Source organism: Buchnera aphidicola (Sitobion avenae) (assembly GCF_005082585.1).
Lineage (GTDB): Bacteria > Pseudomonadota > Gammaproteobacteria > Enterobacterales > Enterobacteriaceae > Buchnera > Buchnera aphidicola_Z.
In genome coordinates this window covers 1-22,928 of the sequence record NZ_CP034855.1, presented here as the reverse complement: position 1 = coordinate 22,928, position 22,928 = coordinate 1, and the positions used below count along the sequence as shown (strand labels likewise).

The 22,928-nt window shown below is 27.3% G+C and carries 21 protein-coding genes and 1 tRNA gene; 6 read left to right on the top strand and 16 right to left on the bottom strand.

Features of this window, described 5'->3' with window-relative positions:
• Positions 1 to 81: 81 nt before the first annotated feature.
• Both dnaT and dnaC read left to right on the top strand, forming a co-directional pair.
• Positions 82 to 576, top strand: a complete 495-nt coding sequence (dnaT, locus tag D9V77_RS00110) for a primosomal protein DnaT (RefSeq protein WP_158337897.1) — start codon at positions 82 to 84, stop codon at positions 574 to 576.
• Complete coding sequence (gene dnaC, locus D9V77_RS00105; protein WP_158337895.1) at positions 576 to 1,316, top strand: DNA replication protein DnaC; 741 nt, start codon at positions 576 to 578, stop codon at positions 1,314 to 1,316. Before dnaT ends, dnaC begins: the two co-directional genes overlap by 1 nt.
• A gap of 14 nt (positions 1,317 to 1,330) precedes the next feature.
• On the opposite strand, the gene efp is transcribed toward dnaC, so the two are convergent.
• The 3 genes from efp to D9V77_RS00090 form a co-directional block, all read right to left on the bottom strand.
• The gene (efp, locus tag D9V77_RS00100; protein ID WP_158337893.1) at positions 1,331 to 1,900 is read right to left on the bottom strand and encodes an elongation factor P; all 570 of its coding nucleotides are present in this window, start codon (positions 1,898 to 1,900) and stop codon (positions 1,331 to 1,333) included.
• A 580-nt stretch (positions 1,901 to 2,480) separates the two neighbouring features.
• A complete protein-coding gene (gene groL / locus D9V77_RS00095) occupies positions 2,481 to 4,127 on the bottom strand; it encodes a chaperonin GroEL (RefSeq protein ID WP_158337891.1) in 1,647 nt (548 codons plus the stop codon).
• 48 nt (positions 4,128 to 4,175) lie between these two features.
• Positions 4,176 to 4,466 carry a co-chaperone GroES gene (locus tag D9V77_RS00090; RefSeq protein WP_158337889.1) on the bottom strand — a complete coding sequence of 97 codons (291 nt, stop codon included), beginning with the start codon at positions 4,464 to 4,466 and terminating at the stop codon, positions 4,176 to 4,178.
• Positions 4,467 to 4,700: 234 nt separating this feature from the next.
• On the opposite strand from D9V77_RS00090, the gene D9V77_RS00085 reads away from it, so the two are divergent.
• Positions 4,701 to 4,773 (top strand) — tRNA-Phe (locus tag D9V77_RS00085).
• Positions 4,774 to 4,786: 13 nt separating this feature from the next.
• On the opposite strand, the gene mnmE is transcribed toward D9V77_RS00085, so the two are convergent.
• From mnmE to rpmH, 4 genes are all read right to left on the bottom strand, one after another.
• Entirely contained in the window at positions 4,787 to 6,148 is a 1,362-nt protein-coding gene (gene mnmE, locus D9V77_RS00080; RefSeq protein ID WP_158337887.1) for a tRNA uridine-5-carboxymethylaminomethyl(34) synthesis GTPase MnmE, read from the bottom strand.
• 59 nt (positions 6,149 to 6,207) lie between these two features.
• Positions 6,208 to 7,806 carry a membrane protein insertase YidC gene (yidC, locus tag D9V77_RS00075; protein ID WP_158337885.1) on the bottom strand — a complete coding sequence of 533 codons (1,599 nt, stop codon included), beginning with the start codon at positions 7,804 to 7,806 and terminating at the stop codon, positions 6,208 to 6,210.
• Between the two features lie 202 nt (positions 7,807 to 8,008).
• On the bottom strand, positions 8,009 to 8,356 hold the full coding sequence (gene rnpA, locus D9V77_RS00070; protein ID WP_158337883.1) for a ribonuclease P protein component: 348 nt from the start codon (positions 8,354 to 8,356) through the stop codon (positions 8,009 to 8,011).
• A gap of 12 nt (positions 8,357 to 8,368) precedes the next feature.
• Positions 8,369 to 8,512 (bottom strand): 50S ribosomal protein L34, encoded by a 144-nt coding sequence (rpmH, locus tag D9V77_RS00065; RefSeq protein WP_158337881.1) that lies wholly within the window; start codon positions 8,510 to 8,512, stop codon positions 8,369 to 8,371.
• Between the two features lie 440 nt (positions 8,513 to 8,952).
• Here rpmH and dnaA point away from each other — a divergent pair, with 440 nt between their 5' ends.
• From dnaA to gyrB, 3 genes are all read left to right on the top strand, one after another.
• Positions 8,953 to 10,317 carry a chromosomal replication initiator protein DnaA gene (gene dnaA, locus D9V77_RS00060; protein ID WP_158337879.1) on the top strand — a complete coding sequence of 455 codons (1,365 nt, stop codon included), beginning with the start codon at positions 8,953 to 8,955 and terminating at the stop codon, positions 10,315 to 10,317.
• Positions 10,318 to 10,321: 4 nt separating this feature from the next.
• A complete protein-coding gene (gene dnaN / locus D9V77_RS00055) occupies positions 10,322 to 11,422 on the top strand; it encodes a DNA polymerase III subunit beta (protein WP_158337877.1) in 1,101 nt (366 codons plus the stop codon).
• A 129-nt stretch (positions 11,423 to 11,551) separates the two neighbouring features.
• A complete protein-coding gene (gene gyrB, locus D9V77_RS00050) occupies positions 11,552 to 13,966 on the top strand; it encodes a DNA topoisomerase (ATP-hydrolyzing) subunit B (RefSeq protein ID WP_158337875.1) in 2,415 nt (804 codons plus the stop codon).
• A 76-nt stretch (positions 13,967 to 14,042) separates the two neighbouring features.
• On the opposite strand, the gene D9V77_RS00045 is transcribed toward gyrB, so the two are convergent.
• From D9V77_RS00045 to mnmG, 9 genes are all read right to left on the bottom strand, one after another.
• On the bottom strand, positions 14,043 to 14,468 hold the full coding sequence (locus tag D9V77_RS00045) for a F0F1 ATP synthase subunit epsilon (RefSeq protein WP_158337873.1): 426 nt from the start codon (positions 14,466 to 14,468) through the stop codon (positions 14,043 to 14,045).
• 25 nt (positions 14,469 to 14,493) lie between these two features.
• Complete coding sequence (atpD, locus tag D9V77_RS00040; protein ID WP_158337871.1) at positions 14,494 to 15,891, bottom strand: F0F1 ATP synthase subunit beta; 1,398 nt, start codon at positions 15,889 to 15,891, stop codon at positions 14,494 to 14,496.
• Between the two features lie 23 nt (positions 15,892 to 15,914).
• The gene (gene atpG / locus D9V77_RS00035; protein WP_158337869.1) at positions 15,915 to 16,787 is read right to left on the bottom strand and encodes a F0F1 ATP synthase subunit gamma; all 873 of its coding nucleotides are present in this window, start codon (positions 16,785 to 16,787) and stop codon (positions 15,915 to 15,917) included.
• Between the two features lie 35 nt (positions 16,788 to 16,822).
• Positions 16,823 to 18,361 carry a F0F1 ATP synthase subunit alpha gene (atpA, locus tag D9V77_RS00030; protein WP_158337867.1) on the bottom strand — a complete coding sequence of 513 codons (1,539 nt, stop codon included), beginning with the start codon at positions 18,359 to 18,361 and terminating at the stop codon, positions 16,823 to 16,825.
• 14 nt (positions 18,362 to 18,375) lie between these two features.
• Positions 18,376 to 18,909, bottom strand: a complete 534-nt coding sequence (locus D9V77_RS00025) for a F0F1 ATP synthase subunit delta (protein WP_158337865.1) — start codon at positions 18,907 to 18,909, stop codon at positions 18,376 to 18,378.
• Positions 18,909 to 19,394 carry a F0F1 ATP synthase subunit B gene (locus D9V77_RS00020; RefSeq protein ID WP_158337863.1) on the bottom strand — a complete coding sequence of 162 codons (486 nt, stop codon included), beginning with the start codon at positions 19,392 to 19,394 and terminating at the stop codon, positions 18,909 to 18,911. The genes D9V77_RS00025 and D9V77_RS00020 overlap by 1 nt, the downstream gene beginning before the upstream one ends.
• Positions 19,395 to 19,514: 120 nt before the next feature.
• On the bottom strand, positions 19,515 to 19,754 hold the full coding sequence (atpE, locus tag D9V77_RS00015) for a F0F1 ATP synthase subunit C (RefSeq protein WP_158337861.1): 240 nt from the start codon (positions 19,752 to 19,754) through the stop codon (positions 19,515 to 19,517).
• 36 nt (positions 19,755 to 19,790) lie between these two features.
• Positions 19,791 to 20,615, bottom strand: coding sequence for a F0F1 ATP synthase subunit A (gene atpB / locus D9V77_RS00010; RefSeq protein ID WP_158337859.1), 825 nt, complete (start codon positions 20,613 to 20,615; stop codon positions 19,791 to 19,793).
• Positions 20,616 to 20,808: 193 nt separating this feature from the next.
• On the bottom strand, positions 20,809 to 22,695 hold the full coding sequence (mnmG, locus tag D9V77_RS00005; protein WP_158337857.1) for a tRNA uridine-5-carboxymethylaminomethyl(34) synthesis enzyme MnmG: 1,887 nt from the start codon (positions 22,693 to 22,695) through the stop codon (positions 20,809 to 20,811).
• Positions 22,696 to 22,928: the final 233 nt, after the last annotated feature.

Below are 22,928 nucleotides of genomic sequence, written 5' to 3'. Positions count from 1 at the left end.
ATAATATTTTGTTTTAAAAACTCTAATAATATACAATATATATAAAATTTTTAACAATTAAAATAAGGCAAAAAAATATTTATGAAAATTTTAGTTTCAGATAATGTATCACTGAATTTATTTTGTGAGAATCCAATTCCCATTTTAGAGAAATCAAATAAAGGAGTAATAGCAGTACTAAAAAATAATTCTCCTATTTTTTATGCAATTTCACCTTGCTTATTAAAAAAAATATTTGATATTGAATGTCATTTATCAAAAAAAAATATAGGCAAACCAGATATTCTCAAAAAATTTTCAATGCATCCCAAATGGATTCCTGATAAAGATTTTATTCGTCAAGCAGCATTATGGGGAATTATACTAAATGAAGAAGTATCAGAATCTGAACTTGCATGTTTTATTTCTTATTGGCAAGTAGAAGGTTGTTTTTTTCATCATATACAATGGCAACAAAAACTAGCCAGAAGTTTACAAAAAAGTAGATGTATGAATTATATTTCACAAAAAAAAAGAGATATTACATACATACCAACACCTGATCAAACAATACCAAATGGATTTAGAGGTAAATAATGACATTCTACACTGAATTCTTTAAACGTCTTCAACGTCTTATGCCTAAAAATATTAAACCTAAATTTGATAATGATGAAGCTTTATTAGCTTGGAATCAAGAACAAGGAAGACTGTCTTCTGAATCTATATTGCGTGAAAATAAAGCAATGAAAATGCAACGCGTTTTGGGAAGATCAGGCATTAGAGAGTTATATATGAACTGTTCATTTGATAATTATAAAATTGAACATGACGGTCAAAGAAAAGTACTTAAAGCATCAAAACGATATGCAGAAGAATTTAATAAAAATATTGCTAGTTTTATTTTCTCAGGAAAACCAGGAACAGGAAAAAATCATTTAGCATCTGCTATAGGAAATTATTTAATTTTACATGGAAAAAGTATTCTACTTGTAACAGTAGCAGATTTAATGTCTAATATGAAAGGAACTTTTAGCGGTACAAGTAATATTACTGAAGAAAATTTATTACATAATCTAAGCAGCGTTGATTTGTTAATGATTGATGAAATTGGCATGCAAACTGAATCCCGTTATGAAAAAGTAATTATTAATCAAATAGTTGATAGAAGATCCTCATCTAAACGTTCGACTGGAATGTTATCTAATTTAGATCATAAAGGAATGAAAAGCTTATTAGGTGAAAGAGTTATTGACAGAATGCGTTTAGGAAATAGTTTATGGTTAACTTTTGAATGGGATAGTTATAGACAATATGTTAAAGGTAATGAGTATTAAAAAAATATAATTTTTTATTTAACTCTAGATACATACTCACCAGTTCTAGTATCTACTTTAATGAATGAATCAATTTGAATAAACAGTGGAACTTTAACAATAGCACCTGTACTTAATGTAGCTAATTTAGTACTGCTAGTATTGATAGTATCACCTTTAAGAGTTGCTTGTACATCTACTACTTTAAGATTTACGAAATTATTCGGTGTAATTGAAATGGGTTGATTATTCCATAATGTTATAATACATTTATCTTGTTCTAATAACCACTTTTTATGAATACCTACAATCTTTTCTTCTACTGACAATTCTTCAAAAGTGTTATGGTTTATAAAATACCAAAAATGACCATCATTATATAAATAAGTAAGTACATGTTCTATAACATCAGCTATTTCCAAAGAATCTGTAGATTTAAATGTCTTTTCTATAAGTTGTTTTGTTAATAACTTTCGTAATTTTACACGAACAAAAGACTGACCTTTCCCAGGCTTAACAAATTCGCTTGATTCTATCAAACACGGTTCATCTTCAAAAATAATTTTACAACCTGAACGGAAATTATTACTATGATATACTCTCATATAACCTCTATTTCTATAAAAAAAATTGCTAATTATGACTAACTATAAGTTTTTTTAATAAAAAAATCATTTTTAAAAAAATTTAAAAAAATAGAAATGACAAGTATAATTTAAATCGCACTCATTTGTTAGAAATAATATTACAATAAATATTTATAATGTTTTTAATCAAACAAATAAAAAAAAATATTTGTGAAAATTGCACTATTATATCACTTTATTATATAAATTCTATTTTTTAAAAAATTCATTATATTCTATCTAAAATTATTGTATTTACTTATTTTTCTTACCAAGAAAAAATACATAATAATTCAATTCTATTATTAAAATATTTAATAAATTTTAATAAAAATAATATTTTTATATGTTTTAGATAAATGAATTTTAGTTTTAAATTGTAATATGAAATGATTATTTTAAATTTAATTAGAAACATTTAATTTTTTATTTTAAAAAAATCAATTTACAAATAAAATATATACCTACTAAAAACAAAAAAACTTTCCTCAGATAAATTTTTCTGAGGAAAGATATTTTAAAATTGATTTAAAAAAAATTTAATAAAATAAATCTTTTATTACATCATTCCACCCATACCACCCATTCCTCCTGCAGGAGCAGAATGGGAATCAGAAGATTTATCTTCTTTTGGTAAATCAGTTACCATACATTCTGTTGTTATCATTAAACCAGCAACAGAAGCAGCATACTGTAAAGCAGAACGTGTAACTTTTGTAGGATCTAATATACCAAAATCTATCATGTCACCATATTCATCGGTAGCAGCATTATAACCATAGTTACCTTGTCCATCTTTAACATTATTAGTAACTACAGAAGGTTCTTCACCAGAATTAGAAACAATTTGACGTAATGGTGCTTCCATTGCACGTAGAGCAACTCGAATACCTACGTTTTGATCTTCATTTTGACCACGTAAATGAGATATTTTACCAGCTACGCGTACTAATGCAACACCACCACCTGCAACTACTCCTTCTTCTACTGCTGCGCGAGTAGCATGTAATGCATCTTCAACACGGGCTTTCTTCTCTTTCATTTCTACTTCTGTAGCTGCACCTACTTTTAGTACTGCAACTCCACCTGATAATTTAGCTAAACGTTCATTTAATTTTTCTTTATCATAATCAGATGTAGCTTCTTGAATTTCTTGACGAATTTGACTAATACGGCTCTGAATTGTGTGTTTTTCTCCTACACCACCAATTATAGTTGTAGTGTCTTTGCTGATAACAACACGTTTTGCTTGTCCTAAATCTTCTAAAGTAGATTTTTCTAATTCCATAGCTAATTCTTCAGAAATAACAGAACCGCCAGTAAGAATTGAAATATCTTGTAACATTGCTTTTCGACGATCACCAAATCCAGGAGCTTTTACTGCAGCTACTTTTACAATTCCTCTCATGGAGTTAACCACTAACGTAGCTAAAGCTTCACCTTCTAAATCTTCTGAAATAATTAATAATGGTTTTCCTGATTTTGCAACAGATTCTAATATTGGCAACATTTCACGAACATTAGATATTTTTTTATCAGCCATTAAAATATATGGGTTTTCTAATTCAACAATACCAGTTTCTGGTTTGTTGATAAAATATGGAGACAGATAACCTCGATCAAATTGCATACCTTTAACCACTTCGAGTTCATCCTGAAGACCTGTACCTTCTTCTACTGTAATAACTCCATCATTACCAACTTTTTCCATTGCTTCTGCAATTAAAGAGCCGACTTTTTCATCTGCATTTGCTGAAATAGTTCCAACTTGTGTAATTGCTTTAGAATCAGAACATGGTACAGATAAATTTTTTAATTCTTCTACAGCACTAATAACAGCTTTATCAATTCCACGTTTAAGATCCATTGGATTCATGCCAGCTGCTACTGCTTTTAAACCTTCATTAACTATAGATTGTGCTAATAGCGTTGCTGTTGTAGTACCATCACCGGCTGCATCATTTGCTTTTGATGCAACTTCTTTTACCATTTGCGCACCCATATTTTCGAATTTATCTTCTAATTCGATTTCACGAGCTACTGATACACCATCTTTAGTAATACTAGGTGCTCCAAAAGATTTATCTAGAACAACATTTCTACCTTTTGGCCCTAAAGTTACTTTAACTGCATCTGCTAATACATTGACTCCACGAAGCATTTTAATTCGGGCTTCGTTTCCGAATTTCACATCTTTAGCGGCCATTTGACATTCCCTTAAATAAATTTTTCAATGGATATAGCATATAGTTTACTATTCAACAATTGCTAAAATGTCACTTTCAGTTAATATTAATAATTCTTCATTATCAATTTTTTCTGTTTTTGCACCATAACCTTCATTAAAAATAACAACATCACCAACTTTAACATCTAATGGTTTAATATTTCCATTATCTAAAATACGACCTTTCCCTACAGCTGTTACTGTTCCTCTAGTTGACTTTCCTGCAGCAGAACCTGTTAAAACAATCCCCCCTGCAGATTTCGATTCAACTTCTTGACGCTTAACAAGCACACGATCATGCAATGGACGAATTTTCATATGATAATGCTCCTGTAAATTACTTAATATATTTTAAAAAAATATTTTCTAATTTAATATGTTCTCTTATGTTTAAATATAGGGATCTTTATTAAAACTTTCAAGGGTAAAAATCATTTTTTATTATTTTATTCAATAAAATTTATTTTTTTAAATATTTAAAAATCAATTATTAATTAATATAAATAAAAAACATTGACAATGTTTTATATTTGATGATTTAATATAAAAAAAGCCCGGATAGCTCAGTTGGTAGAGCAGGGGACTGAAAATCCCCGTGTCGGTGGTTCAATTCCACCTTCGGGCATATAATTTAAAATTTATTTTCCAATACAAAAACTAGAAAAAATACGTTTTAATAAATCTTTCGAAGTAAAATTGCCTATTATTTCACCTAAAAACTTATTCATAATATTTAAAGACTCCGCTAATAATTCAATACTTCTAGATAATTTCCATTCTTTTTTAGCTACTAAAAACTCATTATACGCTAAATCAATTTGATTTATATGACGCCGACGAGCAATAAAAACACCTTCTTTTTCTATATTTTTTCCGATTTTTACAATATGTTCTCGTAATATATTAATACCTTGACCAGTTCGTGCCGACACGCTAAAAAATGATAAACCATCCATATTTTTAAAACCAAAATCATCTTTTACTAAATCATTTTTATTTAAAACAAAAGTCACTGGAATATTGTTCTTTAAAATATTCTTCATAAAATCATCGCATATTTTCTTTTGTTTGGATTTGCTAATTGTCTTATCAATAACAAAAAGAACATGATCAGATTTTCTAATTGCTTCCCAAGCACGAATAATCCCTATGCGTTCTACTGTATCATCTGTAGTGCGTAAACCTGCAGTATCAATTAATTCACATGCAATACCATCAATGCTGATATGTTCGTAAAGAAGATCTCGTGTAGTACCAGGTAAATCAGTTACTATAGCTCTATCAGAAGATGATAAAATATTTAATAAGCTTGATTTTCCTGCATTCGGAAGACCAGCAATGACTATTTTTTTTCCCTCTCTTAACAAACTTCCTTCTGAAATCATATTTTTTAATTTGAAAAATTTATTATCTAATTCTCTAAATTTTATATTGACTATATCTTTAATGTTAATATCAATTTCTTCTTCTACAAAATCTATACTTGATTCTATATTAATACGAAATTCAATAACTAAATTCATCAATTCTTTAATCAATAAAGAAAAATTACCTTGTAATGAATTTAGTGAGGCATTGATAGATGCTTTTGTTTCAGAATTGATTAAATCATCTATAGATTCTGCTTGAATTAAATCTATTTTTCCATTCAAAAAAGCACGTTTAGAAAATTCTCCTGGTTTAGCTAATCTAATATTATTAATAGATAAAATTCTTTTTATTAATAAGTCCATTATTAATGGACTACCATGCCCTTGTAATTCTAATACATCTTCTCCTGTGAATGAATAAGGAGCAGGAAACCACAAAGATATTCCTTGATCTAACACTATTCCATTTTCATCCAAAAATTTCGAATAAGTAGCAAATCTTGGTATAGGAATTTTGCCTAAAATTTTCATAGCAACTGTTTTTGCTTGAACACCAGATATTCTTAATATTCCAACAGAACTTTTTCCAGGACAAGTAACTTGAGCAATAATAGTTTTATTATGAATCATAAAATATTTTCTGCATATAAATCAAAGAGTAAACAATTTGAAAAACATTTAAAAAAATTTTATTTATGTTTTTCTAAATTAGATAAGATAAACTTTTGTTGGAGAATGGTTACCAAATTACTAACGATATAATATAAAACTAATCCTGAAGGAAACCATAAAAAAAAGGCTGTAAAAATTACAGGCATAAAATTCATAATCTTTTTTTGGAATGGATCAGAAATGTGATTAGTAGAAGATCCTTTTTGAATAAAAAACATTGTTAAACCCATTATTATAGGTAATACATAATATGGATCCTGACTTGATAAATCATGAATCCATAATATAAAAGGAGCATGACGTAATTCAACAGAACCTATAAGCATATAATAAAGAGATAAAAAAATTGGCATTTGAATAAAAATAGGCAAAAATCCACCTAATGGATTAATTTTTTCTTTTTTATATAAAATTATCATTTCTTGACTAAGACGTTGTTTATCATTTAAAAATCTTTCTTTTATTTCTTGAATCTTTGGTTGTAATGCACGCATTTTTGCCATAGAAGTATATTGTGCTTTTGTTAAAGGATAGGTTATCGCTCTCATAATAAACGTAATTAAAATAATAGAAAAACCCCAATTTCCTATAATATTATATAATATACTTAATAATTTAAATAACGGTTGAGATAAAAACCAAAGCCACCCATAATCAACTGTTAAATCTAAATTCGGCGCAATCAATTTCATTTCTTTTTGTATTTCAGGACCTATCCATAACTTCGATTTTATAACAGTTCTAGAATCAGGCAAAACATCAATTGAAGGAGATTTATATCCAATTGCAGCAATGCCATCATCTAAAATAGATGTATATATTGTATTTTGACCTAAATTTTGAGGAATCCAAGAAACAGCAAAATACTGTTGTAACATTGCAATCCACCCGTTTTCAGTTACAACATGTAAATTATCATTATTAGAAATCGTATCAAATTTATATTTTTCATACTTGTTATCAACACTAGAATAAGCGGCACCACGAAAAGTTTGAAGAGCAAAATTTCCACTATAAATATTACGTTTTTTAGGTAAATTTATTGTTTGTTTTATCTGTCCAAAAATATTCATCGTTAATGTTTTTTTACTTGTATTAAAAATATTATATTCTATTTCAATATCATACTTATTAGGTTTAAGAACAAAAGTTTTTGTATAAATAACACCATTCTTACTAACCCATTTTATAGGAACACGTAATTCTTTTTCATTTTTTTCTAATTTAAAAAACTTCTTATCAGAAAAATATAATGGTCTACTGTTATTCAGCAAACTATCAGGGCCATCTTTTCCAATTAATCCACTTTGTGCCTGATAAACAAAATCAGATGTAGTTTCAAGTAATTTAAAAGGTTGAGATGAATAAAGTTTATCTTTATATGACAGCAAAGAAGCTTCTTCTATATCTCCACCATGCATGTTAACAACTAAACTGATAACATCAGTTTTAATAAAAATTTTTTTTTCATTTTTTTTTGCATGAATAAAATTAACAATTAGATCTTTTTTTTCATTTGTTTCATTGTTTAAAAATGTTTGACTTTGCCATGCTTGCCAAAGTAAAAAAGAAACGAATAAAAAAGTAAAAATAAAAAAATTACGTTGTACTTCCATAATTAATATTCACTATTCTTATCTTTAATATTTAAAGGTAAATAATTCCATTTACCTCCATTTAAAAGATATTACTTTAATTAACATAGAACTATTCTAATGATATTAAAACTAGATAATATAATATTTAAAATATATAGAATAAAAAGAAATACGTAATTGTATTAATCCTATATTAGTTTTATTAAATATAAAGATAAAATTATCTATGATAATTCAACCACAAGCTTTTTAGCATGTCTATTATGTTGTTATTTGTTAAAAAAAGAATATTTTTTTTTGCTATAACTATAAAATCCATTGAAAGTAATTTATATTGCAATAAACGAAAAGTTTCTCGAATTAATCGTTTAATTAAATTTCGATTATGAGCATATTTAATATTTTTTCGAGGTATACTCAAACCTAATCTAGGATGTTCTAATAAATTAAAACGTCCTAAAATACTTATTTCTAAAGTATTTTTTTTTTTGAAAGGTTTACTAAAAACATTTTGAAAACTTATAGAATTTGATAATCGCAATTGTTTTTTAAAAAAATGATTAAGCACAATACCAACCTACTATTTGCTGGAAACAGTTAAACGTGTTCTTAATTTAGCACGTCTTCGTGATAAAATATAACGACCATTTTTTGTAGACATCCGAATTCTAAATCCATGTGAACGATTACGTTTTAATATCGATGGTTGAAAAGTTCGTTTCATTTTAATATTTACCTAATTATTTTTTATTAAATATAGTTTAAAATTAACTTTTACTAAGAGTAATTATTCTGAATAATATAGTCAATTAACTTTATTATAATCATTAATTCATAGAAAAAACATTTATAAAATATTTCTCAATTAAAATAGATTTGACATTAGTTGATCTAAAAAAATATTTTTAATGTTGTATTCTGGTATGATAATTATATTTTTATTTATAAATATGACAGTACATCTAAAAATCACTTCTTTAGATAAGAAAAATATCTCAATAATATATTATATCCTTTTCGTTATACTCGCCAATCTTAGATTGTATAACTTTTAATATAAAAAAATATAATTTTATATAAATTATATTTATCAAAGTAAACGTATAAAAAACAATAACTTTCAAATTTTATTTTTTTATTAATTGCGTTCGCTTGGAGTCTGACGTGTCACTTTGTCTTTGGAAACAGTGTCTTGACCGGTTACAGGATGAGCTATCAACCACAGAGTTTAGTATGTGGATACGCTCTCTGAAGGCCAAACTAAAAAATAATATTCTAGAAATATATGCCCCAAATAAATTTGTGTTAGATTGGGTAAAAGATAAATACTTAATTCATTTTCAAAAAATACTGCAAGATTTTTGCGGTACTAATTCTCCATTAATAAAATTTGAAATATATCAAATTTATCAAGAAAAAAAAATAAAAATTAATATTTCGAATAATTCTAATAGTAAAAACAAAAAAACAACCTGGTCTAAGACCTCAGCATTTAAAAATTTGCCTTATTGTTCTAATATTAATAAAAAACATAATTTTGAAAATTTTATAGAAGGAAAATCTAATCAACTTGCGCGCTCCGCAGCATTTCAAGCGGCAAAAAATCCTGGAAATTCTTATAATCCATTATTCTTATATGGTGCAACAGGATTAGGGAAAACTCATTTACTTCATGCTATAGGAAATGAAATTTTAGCACATAAATATGATATTAAAATTATTTTTATGAATTCCGAGCGTTTTGTCCAAGATATGGTAAAAGCATTAAAAAATAATACTATTGAAAAATTTAAATTATACTATCGTTCCGTTGATGCGTTATTAATGGATGATATTCAGTTTTTTGCACATAAAGAACGTTCACAAGAAGAATTCTTTCATACATTTAATACTCTATTAGAAGGAAACCAGCAAATTATTTTAACTTCTGATCGTTATCCAAAAGAAATAAATGGTGTTGAAGAACGTCTTAAATCAAGATTTAGTTGGGGTCTTACCGTATCTATAGATCCTCCAGAAATAGAAACTAGAGTCGCCATTCTTATAAAAAAAGCTGATGAAAGTAATGTTATACTATCTAATGAAGTAGCTTTTTTTATTGCTAAAAATTTACGCTCTAATGTGCGTGAATTAGAAGGTGCTCTTAATCGAATCATTATTAATTCTCGTTTTACACATCGTGCTATTACTGTAGATTTTGTTCGTGAAGCTCTTAGAGACATACTTGCACTGCAAGACAAGCTTATAACTATTGATAACATCCAAAAAACGGTTGCAGAATATTATAAAATCAAAGTTACTGATCTATTATCAAAAAAACGTTCACGTTCAATCGCTCGGCCAAGACAGATGGCAATGGCGATGGCAAAAAAATTAACAAACCATAGTTTACCTGAAATTGGAGATGCTTTTAGTGGTAGAGATCATACAACAGTGCTACATGCATGTCGTAAAATCGAACAATTACGGAAAGAAAATCGCGATATTAAAAAAGATTTTTCAAATTTAATTAGAACTCTATCAGAGTGATTATATGAAATTCAATATTAAAAACAATATTTTAATTAAAAATTTACAAAAAATAAATCGTTTGTTTGTGAAAAATCCCTCTTTTCCTATTTTAGAAAATATATTAATTAGCGTAAAAAATGGAATGTTATCATTGACTTCGACAAATTTAGAAGTAGAATTAATTTCCATTATTAAACTGACAACACAAAATACACCAGGAAACACAACTATTTCAGGTCGAAAACTTTTAGATATTTGTCGACATTCATTACATTCATCAGACATTAAAATGCAATTAAATAAAAATAAAATGCATATTACTTCTGATAATAGTAATTATATATTAACTACTTTGCCTGCTGATAACTTTCCAAATCATCATGATTTCCATCATATTTCAGAATTTTTCATATCTTCAAATATTTTAAAAAAAACAATAGAAAAAACTCAATTTTCTATGGGAAAACAAGACGTTAGATACTATCTTAATGGCATATTATTAGAAAAAATAGATAACTCATTAAATGTAGTAGCCACAGATGGTTATCGTCTTGCAATGTCTACAATTCCTTTGAAAGAAAATATAATTTCATTTTCAATAATTATTCCAAGGAAAGGCATTGTCGAACTATATAGATTGTTAAACACTCAAACACAATTAATACGTGTTTTAGTAGGAAAAAATAATATTAGAGTATATATAGAGGATCTAATTTTTACAGCACAATTAATTGAAGGACAATATCCTGATTATAAAAATGTTTTACTCGCACAAAAAAATGATTTTGTTTATTTCAATGGTAAAACATTAAAACAATCACTATTACGCGCTTCTATTTTATCACACGAAAAATTTTGTGGAGTAGAAATGCATATCAGAAACAATCAATTTAAAGTATTATCTGATAATCAAGAAGAAGAAACAGCAGAAGATACATTTGATATCAATTATACCGGAAATGCAATAGAGATATCAGTTAATGTGTATTACATATTAGAAATATTAAATGCTATTACTCACGAAAATATTTTTTTATTTTTAAATAATGCCAATAATTCGATACAAATTGAAGCAGAAAATGATGCTTCGATTTTATATGTTGTAATGTTATTAAAACGTTAAATATTTTTAAACCTGCATTATAGAACATAATAAATAATTTAAATTAACTTGAATATTATTTCTTTTATCATAGAAATAACATACTAATACTTAAAAAATATTTTGCTTTAAAATATTAAAGGAAAAAGCATGAAGAATATGTACAACTCTTCTAATATTAAAATATTAAGAGGATTAGACGCTGTTCGTAAAAGACCAGGAATGTATATTGGAGATACAGATGATGGCAGTGGATTACATCATATGGTATTCGAAATTGTAGACAACTCTATAGATGAAGCACTGTCAGGTTATTGTAAAGAAATAATAGTTACTATTCATTTAGATAATTCAGTGTCTGTAAAAGATGATGGAAGAGGAATACCTACTGATATTCATCCTGAAGAAAACATTTCAGCTGCAGAAGTAATTATGACGGTATTACATTCTGGTGGTAAATTTGATAATGCTTCATATCAAATATCAGGAGGATTGCATGGTGTGGGAATATCAGTTGTTAATGCTTTATCAGAAAAATTAGAATTAATAATTTGCAAAAACAACAAAAAATATCAACAAATATATAAAAATGGAAAACCAAAGCATTCTCTTTGTGTTATAGGTAACACTGATGTAACAGGTACATATATAAGATTCTGGCCTAGTTATAAAACGTTTACTAATAATATAACATTTCAATATGACATTTTATCTAAACGTTTGCGTGAACTATCTTTTCTTAATTCAAATATTGCTATTTATTTAGAAGATAAGAGAAGTGATATTAAAGATTGTTATCATTATAAAGGTGGTATTAAAGCATTTATTAAATTCTTAAACATAAAAAAAACACCAATTCATTCACGTATATTCTATTTTCAATCTATAAAAGATAAAATAGAATTAGAAATTGCGATGCAATGGAATAACTCTCATCAAGAGAATATATTATGTTTTACTAATAACATACCCCAAAAAGATGGCGGAACACATTTAGCTGGTTTTCGCTCTGGTATGACACGAACATTAAATTTACATATAGAAAGAGAAGGATATAATAAAAAACACAAAACTATCATAACAGGTGAAGATGTACGCGAAGGATTAACAGCTATTATATCAATTAAAATACCTGATCCTAAGTTTTCATCTCAAACTAAAGACAAATTAGTCTCTTCTGAAGCAAGATCAATTATAGAATCATTTATCAATGAAAATCTTATTGAATATCTTCTAGAAAATCCTTCTGATGCAAAATCTATTATTCAAAAAATTATTAATGCAGCAAAAATTAGAGAGGCAGCACGACGTGCGAGAGAAATTAATAAAAAGAAAAACATACTAGATCTAGGCGCTTCTTTACCTGGAAAATTATCTGATTGTCAAGAAAATGATCCTAAATTTTCAGAAATTTATTTAGTAGAAGGTGATTCAGCAGGTGGCTCAGCTAAACAGGGAAGAAACAGAAAAAATCAAGCAATTCTTCCTCTTAAGGGAAAGATATTAAATGTTGAAAAATCAAAATTCGATAAAATGATTTTATCTCAAGAAGTCGCTTCTCTTATTACTGCATTAGGATGTGGAATTGGTAAAAATGAATATAATATAGATAAATTAAGGTATCATTATATTATTATTATGACTGATGCTGATGTCGATGGTGCACATATTCGAACACTTCTTTTAACATTTTTTTATCGTCAATTACCTGAATTAATTGAAAAAGGATATGTTTATATTGCACAACCTCCATTATATAAATTAAAAAAAGGAAAAAAAGAAAAATATATTAAAAATGATGAAGATATGAATAAATATCAAATTAAAAACGCTTTAAAAGATCTTGTTTTAAAAAGTACAAAAAATACAGATATTAATCAAAATCTTAATACGTTCAAAAAAATTATATCTGAATATCATTTTCTTCAAATTAGTATTAAAAAAAATAAACATTATTTTCCTAAACTAGTATTCGACGAACTATTATATCATACCCGCTTATCTAATTTAAAAGAAATCAAAATAGTAGAAGACTGGATAAATCAATTAGCAGAAAACCTAAACAAAAAAGATAAAAGTAACAATTATTATTCAACAGAAATTAAAAAGAATTTAGATAAAAACATATTTGAACCGACGATAAAAATATCTAGATATGCATATTATAAAAAATATGATTTTAAAGAAGATTTTTTAAAAAGTAAAAAATACTTATCAATTACTGATTTAGGATTGAATTTTAAACAACATTTTTTAAATGAAGTTTTTATAGAAAAATCAGGAAAAAGCTACAAAATAAATAATATAAAAGATACATTAGAATGGTTGATAAAAGAATCTAAACGCGGTTTGTTTATACAAAGATATAAAGGTTTAGGAGAAATGAACCCTGAACAGTTATGGAATACAACAATGAATCCTGAAACTAGAAATATGTTGCAGGTTACTATTAAAGATGCAGTCTCTGCTGACAACCTATTTAGTACTCTTATGGGAGACACAGTAGAACCTAGACGACAATTTATAGAAAATAATGCTTTAAAAGCAGAAAACATTGATATTTAAAAAAATCTTTACTTTTAAAAAATAAATTTTTAAAAACACCTGCGGCAGGAAAAAACCAGCCGCGAAAAATTATTTTTCATTTAAATTTGTCCATCATTTCAAGTACTCTTAATTTTGCAATTTCCTTGGAAATTTTTAATAAAATGTCATCTTTCTTAATTTTAAGATCTACATTTTTCATATATTCTTCAGCATTTTTTTTTGTTTTTAAAATACGTTTTCGATCTAAATCAACAGCACGAATAGCAACATCTGCTAAAATAGATACAATTGAAGGTTGTACCTCTAATATGCCTCCTGATATATAAATACATTCTTCTTTTTTATCTATTTTATCTATTTTATGAGAAATGTATACTATTCCAGGTTTAATTATGCTTAACAATTGAGTATGTCCAGGGTAAATACCAAGTTCTCCTTCACTTCCAGTAACTCGTATTTTTTTTACAAAACCAGAAAATATACGTTTTTTTACACTTACTACATCTAAATAAAAATTCATAGTATTTCCTATATATCTTAAAAAACTATAGTTTCTTTGATTTTTCTATAACTTCTTCTATTGAACCTACCATATAAAATGCTTGTTCGGGTAAAGAATCAAATTCTCCGTCGATAATTCCTTTAAAAGCTCGAATATTATCTTTTAAAGAAACATATTTACCTGGAAAACCAGTGAACACTTCTGCGACAAAAAATGGCTGAGATAAAAATCTTTGTATTTTACGTGCTCTTGATACTAATAACTTATCATTTTCTGCAAGTTCATCCATACCTAAAATAGCAATAATGTCTTTTAATTCTTGATATCTTTGCAATATTGACTGTACACCTAATGCCGTTTCATAATGTTCATCACCTACAATGTTAGGATCTAATTGACGACTTGTTGAATTTAAAGGATCAATAGCAGGATAAATCCCTAACGACGCGATTTGACGACTTAATGTAACTGTAGAATCTAAATGTGCAAATGTTGTTGCTGGTGAAGGATCTGTTAAATCATCTGCAGGAACATATACAGCTTGTACAGAAGTTATAGAACCTTTTTTTGTTGAAGTAATTCTTTCCTGAAGTAAACCCATTTCTTCTGCTAAAGTCGGTTGATAACCTACTGCAGATGGCATCCGACCAAGTAACGCAGAAACTTCTGTACCTGCTAATGTATAACGATATATATTATCAATAAATAACAAGACATCCTTTCCTTCATCACGAAATTTTTCTGCAATAGTAAGACCAGTAAAAGCAACTCGCAATCTATTTCCTGGTGGTTCATTCATCTGTCCATAAACAAGAGAAACTTTATCTAAAACTTTAGAATCATTCATTTCATGATAGAAATCATTTCCTTCCCGAGTTCTTTCACCTACTCCAGTAAAAACGGAATAACCAGAATGTTCTACAGCAATATTGCGGATTAATTCCATCATATTAACTGTTTTACCTACACCAGCGCCTCCAAAAAGACCGACTTTTCCTCCTTTCGAAAAAGGACAAATTAAATCAATAACTTTTATTCCAGTTTCTAATATTTCTCTAGAACTAGCTTGTTCCTGATAACTTGGAGGAGATCGATGAATTTCCCAATGTTCAATTTCAGCATTTCTTTTACTTTTTAATATACCTTTGTTGTCTATTGTTTCACCTAGTACATTAATTATACGACCTAATGTTGCTTCTCCTACTGGCACTTTTATATAATGCCCAAGATCAGTAACTAATAAGCCTCGTTTTAAACCATCAGATGAACCCATGGCGATAGTTCTCACAACACCTGCACCTAATTGTTGCTGTACTTCTAAAATTAGTTTATATTCCTTATTTTTAACTTCTAAGGCGTTATATATTTTTGGCACTGAATCTTGATTAAACTCTACATCAACTACAGCACCAATAATTTGGATAATTTTCCCAGTAGCCATTATTTTCAAACCTCAACTAATTTTTAATCATTTGAAACCGCTGACGCACCTGCAACAATTTCAGTTAATTCCTGAGTAATATTAGCCTGACGAACTTTATTGTAGACTAACTGTAATTCTTTAATACGATTACCACTATTATCTGTTGCTGTTTTCATTGCAATCATACGAGCAGCTTGTTCACTTGCTATATTTTCTAGAATACTTTGATAAACTTGAGATTCTATGTACCGATTAAACAACATATCTAAAATTAATTTTGATTCTGGTTCATATAAATAATCCCAATTATTATTACTAGTACTGACAATGTTTTTTTTAGAAAAAGGAAGTAATTGAGTAATTGTAGGATCTTGTAGCATTTTATTATGAAATTTATTATAAGCAATAAAAATCTTATCGATTTTTTTATGTTGATATGCTTTTAATATAATTTTTACAGAATCAATTAATTCTTCTAATTGAGGATGTTCTCCTAAATTCGTTACTTTTTTAAGAATATTACTTTCAAATAATTTAAATACAGATAAACTTTTTAAACCAAATAATATTAAATCACATGGAATATTTATATTAGCAAACTTTTGAATTTTAAATAGTACTTGTTTAAAAAGATTAGTATTCAAACTTCCGCATAATCCTCTATCAGTAGATATGACAATTATACCAATACGTTGAACTTTTCTTTTTTCTAAATAACTATGTTTATATTCTAAATTTCCTTGGACAACATGATCAATAACTTTTTTAATAATATCAGCATATGGTCGACCAGATTTCATTCTTTCTTCAGTTTTTCTCATTTTAGAAACTGCAACCATTTCCATTGCTTTAGTTATTTTTTTTGTATTAATAACACTAAAAATTTGATTTCTTATTTCTTTTGTACTAGTCACTATTTTCTCTTTTTAACTTTTTAATTATATTTAAATTAAAATTGATTATTTTTAAAATTAGTAATTAATTCTTTAAATTGTTCTTCTATAACGATGTTAAAATCACCTGTTTTATTAATTGTATTCATTAAATCAGAATAATAGTGTTTAGCATAAATTAATATTTCTTTTTCAAATCTAGTTATTTTATCTATAGAAATATCGTCAAGATAATTATTTTCTGCAACAAAAAGTATAAGACTTTGTTCAGCTATAGAAATAGGTGAATATTGCTTTTGTTTTAATAATTCTGTAATTTTCTGACCATAATTCAATTGTTTTCTAGTTGCATCATCTAAATCGGACGAAAATTGTGAAAATGCCGCAAGCTCTTGATATTGTGCTAATGCTGTACGAATTCCAGAAGAAAGTTTTTTGATAATAACACTTTGTGCTGCACTACCTACACGAGAAACAGATATACCAGGATTAACAGCAGGACGAATACCTGAGTTAAATAAATTCGCCTCTAAAAAAATTTGACCATCAGTAATAGAAATAACATTTGTAGGAACAAAAGCAGAAACATCTCCAGACTGTGTTTCAATAATAGGTAAAGCTGTAATTGAACCTGTTTTTCCAATAATCTTATTTTTAGTTATTTTTTCTACATGTTCTACAGAAATTCGAGATGCTCTTTCTAACAAACGAGAATGAAGATAAAATATATCTCCCGGAAAAGCTTCTCTACCTGGTGGTCTACGCAATAACAAAGAAATTTGACGATAAGCTATCGCATGTTTTGAAAGATCGTCATAAACAATTAAAGCATCCTCTCCTTGATTTCGAAAAAACTCTGCCATTGCGCAACCAGAATATGGTGATAAATACTGTAATGAAGCTGCTTCTGAAGCAGAGGCTACTACTACAATCGTATTGAATAAAGAATTATTTTCTTCAAGTTTTTTGACAACATTAATAATTGTAGAAAGTTTCTGTCCAATCGCAACATAAATACATTTAATACCAGAATTTTTTTGATTAATAATTGTATCGACTGCAAGTGCAGTTTTCCCTGTTTGTCTGTCTCCAATAATCAACTCACGTTGTCCCCGACCAATAGGAATCATTGCATCAATAACTTTATAACCTGTTTGTATTGGCTGATTAATTGATTGACGTTCAATGACTCCAGGTGCATCTGCTTCTACTGGAAAATAACCATTATTCTTTATAGAATCTTTTCCATCAATGGGCACACCTAGTGCATTTACTACGCGACCTAAAAAATTATAACCAACAGGCACTTCTAATATTTTTCCTGTACACTGTACTTTGGTGCCTTCAGTAATATGAACGTAAGGCCCCATAACTACTGCACCAACTGTATCTCTTTCTATATTTAAAGCAATTGCATATTCATTATTCGGTAATAAAATCATTTCTCCTAACATGACGTTAGAAAGACCATTTATTCTAATAATACCATCACTTACAGAAATAATGGAACCTTCATTATATGATTGATTAAAAACTTCAAATTGAGCTATTCTTTCTTTAATTAATTTACTAATTTCGGTAGAATTTAATCTCATATATTATTCTTCTCTTAAAAATTTAAAGCATTAGATAATTGTTTAAGATGATTTTGAGTCGACAAATCAAAAACAGTATTATTCACCTTTATGATCATACCATCAAGTATTTTAGGATCTACTTTACATGTAAATTTTATTTTTCTTAAAAAAAATCGTTCTAATATTTTTCGTACTTTACTAATGTTTCTTTCTTTTAAAGAAAATGCTGATCTTAATTCAACCAACATAATTTTTTTATGAAATGCTTCTAATTTTAAAAATTGTTCTAATATATTATTTGATATGTTAAAACGTTGATGTTCAGATAATAATTTTATTAAATTTTCTGCATTTTTATTAATTAAACCACCACCAATTGTAATAAATATTGATGATAAATATTCAGACGAAAGTGAACCTGATAAAAAATTTCTAACTTTTTTATAAGTAGCCAGAACTTTAATAAAAATTAAGATCTGTTTCCATTCTTCAATAGTATTATTTTCAATAGCAATTTCAAAAATTGCTTGAGCATAAGGTCTAGAAATAGTATCTGCTACTGACATTAATTTTTTACCTGTGATAGAAAAAGAACTAGTTCATCTAATAAATTTTGATTTTCATCTTTAGAAACGTTTTTTTTAATAATTTTTTCTGCCATTAAAATAGATAAATCTACTACCTCTTTATGTAAATTTTTACGCGCATGTATAATAGCGATTTCAATTTCCGACTGAGTATTTGCAAGAATTTTCTTACTTTCTTCTAAAGCATTTTTTTTTGCTTCTTCTAAAATTAATACTTTTTGTTTATTGGCTTCATTTAAAATATTTGATGCTTTTTCTTTAGCTTCGATAATATTTTGATCTATTTTTTTTTGGAGAATACATAATTCATCTTGAGCTTTTCTCGAATTTATTAATGATTGTTTTATTTCCTTTTGTCTAGTTTCAATTGCAGAAATAATAGGAGGCCAAATGTATTTCATGCAAAACCAGACAAATAAAACAAATGAAATTGCTTGTCCAAGAATCGTCGCATTAAGATTCACAATAATGCACCTTTTATATTAAAACAAAAATTAATCTTTACGTTATCTAAAAAACGTAAAGATTTTATTTAATTATCTAAAATAATATATTTTTCTTCAAAGAAATTATAATAAAAAAAACTATGAAATAGCAAAAAGCATATACAAACCCAAACCCACAGCAATCATTGGAATAGCATCAACTAATCCCATGACAACAAAAAACTGTGTTCTTAATAGGGGAACTAAATCAGGCTGTCTAGCAGCCCCTTCTAAAAATTTACTACCTAGAATTCCAATACCGATTGCTGCTCCAATTGACGCCAATCCTACCATTATAGCTACTGCTATATAAAGCATGTCAACATTTAAATTTTCCATTAAAAACTCCAATTCTTAATAAAATTACAATATTTTTTAATTCTTATGAACTTGAGAAGCCATTGATAAATACATAATAGTTAATACCATAAAAATAAAAGCCTGTAATGAAATTATTAAAATATGGAAAATAGCCCATGGTACATTTAAAAAACATTGTAACCACCATGGAAGCAAACCCGCAATGAGAATAAAAATCATTTCACCTGCGTACATATTTCCAAAAAGTCGCAATCCTAAAGAAATTGGTTTGGAAAGTAATGATACAAATTCTAATATAAAATTAAAAATAGAAAATACAGGATGGTTGAAAGGTTGTAAAGTCAGTTCTTTTAAAAAACCTATGTATCCTTTCATTTTGATAGTATAAAATAAAATTAAGACAAAGACACCAAATGACATTGATAATGTAATATTAATATCAGCAGAAGGTACAATACGAAGAGCTGGTAAATTAAATACTTTTGCAGAAATAAATGGGAAGAAATCAATTGGAACTAAATCCATAAGATTCATTAAAAAAACCCAAATAAAAACTGTTAATGACAAAGGTGCAATAAGAGCATTTTTACCTTGATACATATTTTTTACATTTGAATCTACAAATTCAAAAATTAACTCAATTGCAGTTTGCAATTTTCCTGGTACACCTTCAGTAACTCGTTTTGAGACTATATAAAAAATACTTAAAAAAAAACTCCCTAGTACAAGCGAAAAAACTATTGAATCAATATTTAAAGTCCAATAATGAGAAGAAAATGCACCTGGTTTAATGAATTTAAAATCACGCAGATCTATTTGCAAATGATTTAAATGATGACGAATGTATTTTTGAGGATCAGATATCTTTTCTAAAATCATAGATTTCTCTTATTTTTTTATAATTTTAAAAAAGATTATACAATAAAAAAAATACATTCAGCAAACAGTTACTGTTTAAGAAAATTATCTAATTAAAAAAATATTATGTATTTTAAATGATTTAAAATCAAATGTTAATTTGCACGAATTAAAGAAAAATTAGTCAAAAAACCACATTTTTAAAAAATACATACTATAAAAAATTTTTATAAGATTCTTTTTTCATATAAATTAATAAAATAGATATAGCAGCTGGTGTAACACCAGAGATTCGTGACGCTTGACCAATAGAAATTGGCTTATAATCATTTAATTTTTTGATAACTTCAGAAGACAAACCTTTTATTTTATTATAATCAAAAATAGGAGGTAAAAAAGTATTTTCATTTTTCAAATGTCGTCTAATCTCTTCTGATTGTCGTTTGATATAACCTGCATATTTTATTTTATTTTCTATTTGTTCTACAGCTTCCAAATCAGAAAGTCCAATCCCAAATACTTCTAAAGACTGCAAATTTTTATATCTAATTTCTGGTCGTTTTAATAATTCAATCATACTTGTTTCTTTAATTAGTTTAATATTACATAATTCATTTAGGATATTAATATCAGATGATAGAGGACATACCTTAATTTTTTTTAAACGACTTATTTCTGTTTGAATATTTAATATTTTTTCATTATAACGCATCCATCTTAAATCACTTACCAAACCAAATTTACGACCAATTTCAGTTAAACGTAAATCTGCATTATCTTCGCGTAAAATTAACCGGTATTCCGCCCGTGAAGTAAACATTCGATATGGTTCTTCGGTACCTTGAGTAGTAAGATCATCTATTAATACACCTAAATACGCTTGATCACGTCTAGGAAACCATCCTTCAGAATTCATCGAATTTAATCCTGCATTTAAACCTGCTAATAATCCTTGTGAAGCAGCTTCTTCATAACCAGTTGTACCATTTATTTGACCCGCAAAAAATAATCCTTTAATCAACTTACTCTCTAAAGTTAAATTTAAATCTTTTGGATCAAAAAAATCATATTCGACAGCATATCCTGGAGTGATAATTTTAGCCTTTTCTAAACCTTTGATCGAAGTTACAATTTTTTCTTGAACTTCTAATGGAAGACTAGTTGAAATCCCATTAGGATATATTTTAATACTAGATAAACCTTCAGGCTCTAAAAATATTTGATGCGATTTTCTATCAGGGAAACGTACAACTTTATCTTCAATAGAAGGACAATATCGAGGTCCTAAACCTTTTAAAAATCCTGTATATATAGGACTTTTATCTAAATTTTGACGTATTATTTCATGTGTTTTTTCATTAGTATGTGTCAGATAACACGATATCTGCTTAGGATGGTGTGAAACATCTCCCATAAACGAAAAAACTGGCATGGGAACATCGCTATTTTGAATGAATAAATTATTAAAATTAATACTATTAATATCAAGTCGAGGTGGTGTTCCTGTCTTTAATCGATTTACTCGTAAAGACAATGCTCTTAAGCGAACAGATAAATCTACAGAAGATTTATTGCCCATTCTACCAGCGGAATAACTGTTCAATCCTATATGTATTTTACCACCTAAAAAAGTACCTGTTGCTAATACAACAGATCTTGAATAAAAATTAATTTCATTTTGTGTTAACACCCCAATAACAGTATAATTTTTAAAAATTAAATCTTTAACTTCTTGTTCTAAAATTAATAAATTATTTTGTTTTCGTAATATTTTTTTTATAGTTTTATGATAAAGCAATCTATCAGCTTGCGCTCTAGTAGATCTTACAGCAGGACCTTTACTAGAATTCAAAATTCTAAACTGAATACCTGAATAATCAATAGCTTCAGCCATTATACCACCTAACGCATCGATTTCTTTCACTAAATGGCTTTTACCTATCCCCCCAATTGCTGGATTACATGATAACACACCTAAATCTGTCATTTTTTGAGTCAATAATAATGTTTTACAACCCATTCTTGCTGAAGCCATAGCAGCTTCAGTTCCAGCATGTCCTGCTCCAATAACAATCACATCGAAGTTTTTTAAACTTAACATAGAAAAACCTTTAAAAAAATTTAAATTAGTTTAAACCAATATTAATATTTTATTTAAGTTATTTAAGATAACACATGTTAATCCTAAAAATAAGATCTTACAAAGAAAGATTGTTTTTCTTTTTATCTTTAAGATCTAAATTCAAAAGATAAAAAAATAACATTTAATTATTATTATTATTAGAACAGACCAAATCTGTGGATAAGTAGTCTGTAGTATTGATTATAAAAGAA

Bases quoted from the DNA above. Each gene is read 5' to 3' on its own strand.
- atpA (WP_158337867.1), bottom strand. From the start codon at position 18,361: ATGAGATTAAATTCTACCGAAATTAGTAAATTAATTAAAGAAAGAATA.
- dnaC (WP_158337895.1), top strand. From the start codon at position 576: ATGACATTCTACACTGAATTCTTTAAACGTCTTCAACGTCTTATGCCT.
- atpB (WP_158337859.1), bottom strand. From the start codon at position 20,615: ATGATTTTAGAAAAGATATCTGATCCTCAAAAATACATTCGTCATCAT.
- mnmG (WP_158337857.1), bottom strand. From the start codon at position 22,695: ATGTTAAGTTTAAAAAACTTCGATGTGATTGTTATTGGAGCAGGACAT.
- atpD (WP_158337871.1), bottom strand. From the start codon at position 15,891: ATGGCTACTGGGAAAATTATCCAAATTATTGGTGCTGTAGTTGATGTA.
- D9V77_RS00025 (WP_158337865.1), bottom strand. From the start codon at position 18,909: ATGTCAGTAGCAGATACTATTTCTAGACCTTATGCTCAAGCAATTTTT.
- dnaT (WP_158337897.1), top strand. From the start codon at position 82: ATGAAAATTTTAGTTTCAGATAATGTATCACTGAATTTATTTTGTGAG.
- gyrB (WP_158337875.1), top strand. From the start codon at position 11,552: ATGAAGAATATGTACAACTCTTCTAATATTAAAATATTAAGAGGATTA.
- groL (WP_158337891.1), bottom strand. From the start codon at position 4,127: ATGGCCGCTAAAGATGTGAAATTCGGAAACGAAGCCCGAATTAAAATG.
- D9V77_RS00045 (WP_158337873.1), bottom strand. From the start codon at position 14,468: ATGAATTTTTATTTAGATGTAGTAAGTGTAAAAAAACGTATATTTTCT.
- atpE (WP_158337861.1), bottom strand. From the start codon at position 19,754: ATGGAAAATTTAAATGTTGACATGCTTTATATAGCAGTAGCTATAATG.
- mnmE (WP_158337887.1), bottom strand. From the start codon at position 6,148: ATGATTCATAATAAAACTATTATTGCTCAAGTTACTTGTCCTGGAAAA.
- dnaN (WP_158337877.1), top strand. From the start codon at position 10,322: ATGAAATTCAATATTAAAAACAATATTTTAATTAAAAATTTACAAAAA.
- efp (WP_158337893.1), bottom strand. From the start codon at position 1,900: ATGAGAGTATATCATAGTAATAATTTCCGTTCAGGTTGTAAAATTATT.
- rpmH (WP_158337881.1), bottom strand. From the start codon at position 8,512: ATGAAACGAACTTTTCAACCATCGATATTAAAACGTAATCGTTCACAT.
- yidC (WP_158337885.1), bottom strand. From the start codon at position 7,806: ATGGAAGTACAACGTAATTTTTTTATTTTTACTTTTTTATTCGTTTCT.
- D9V77_RS00090 (WP_158337889.1), bottom strand. From the start codon at position 4,466: ATGAAAATTCGTCCATTGCATGATCGTGTGCTTGTTAAGCGTCAAGAA.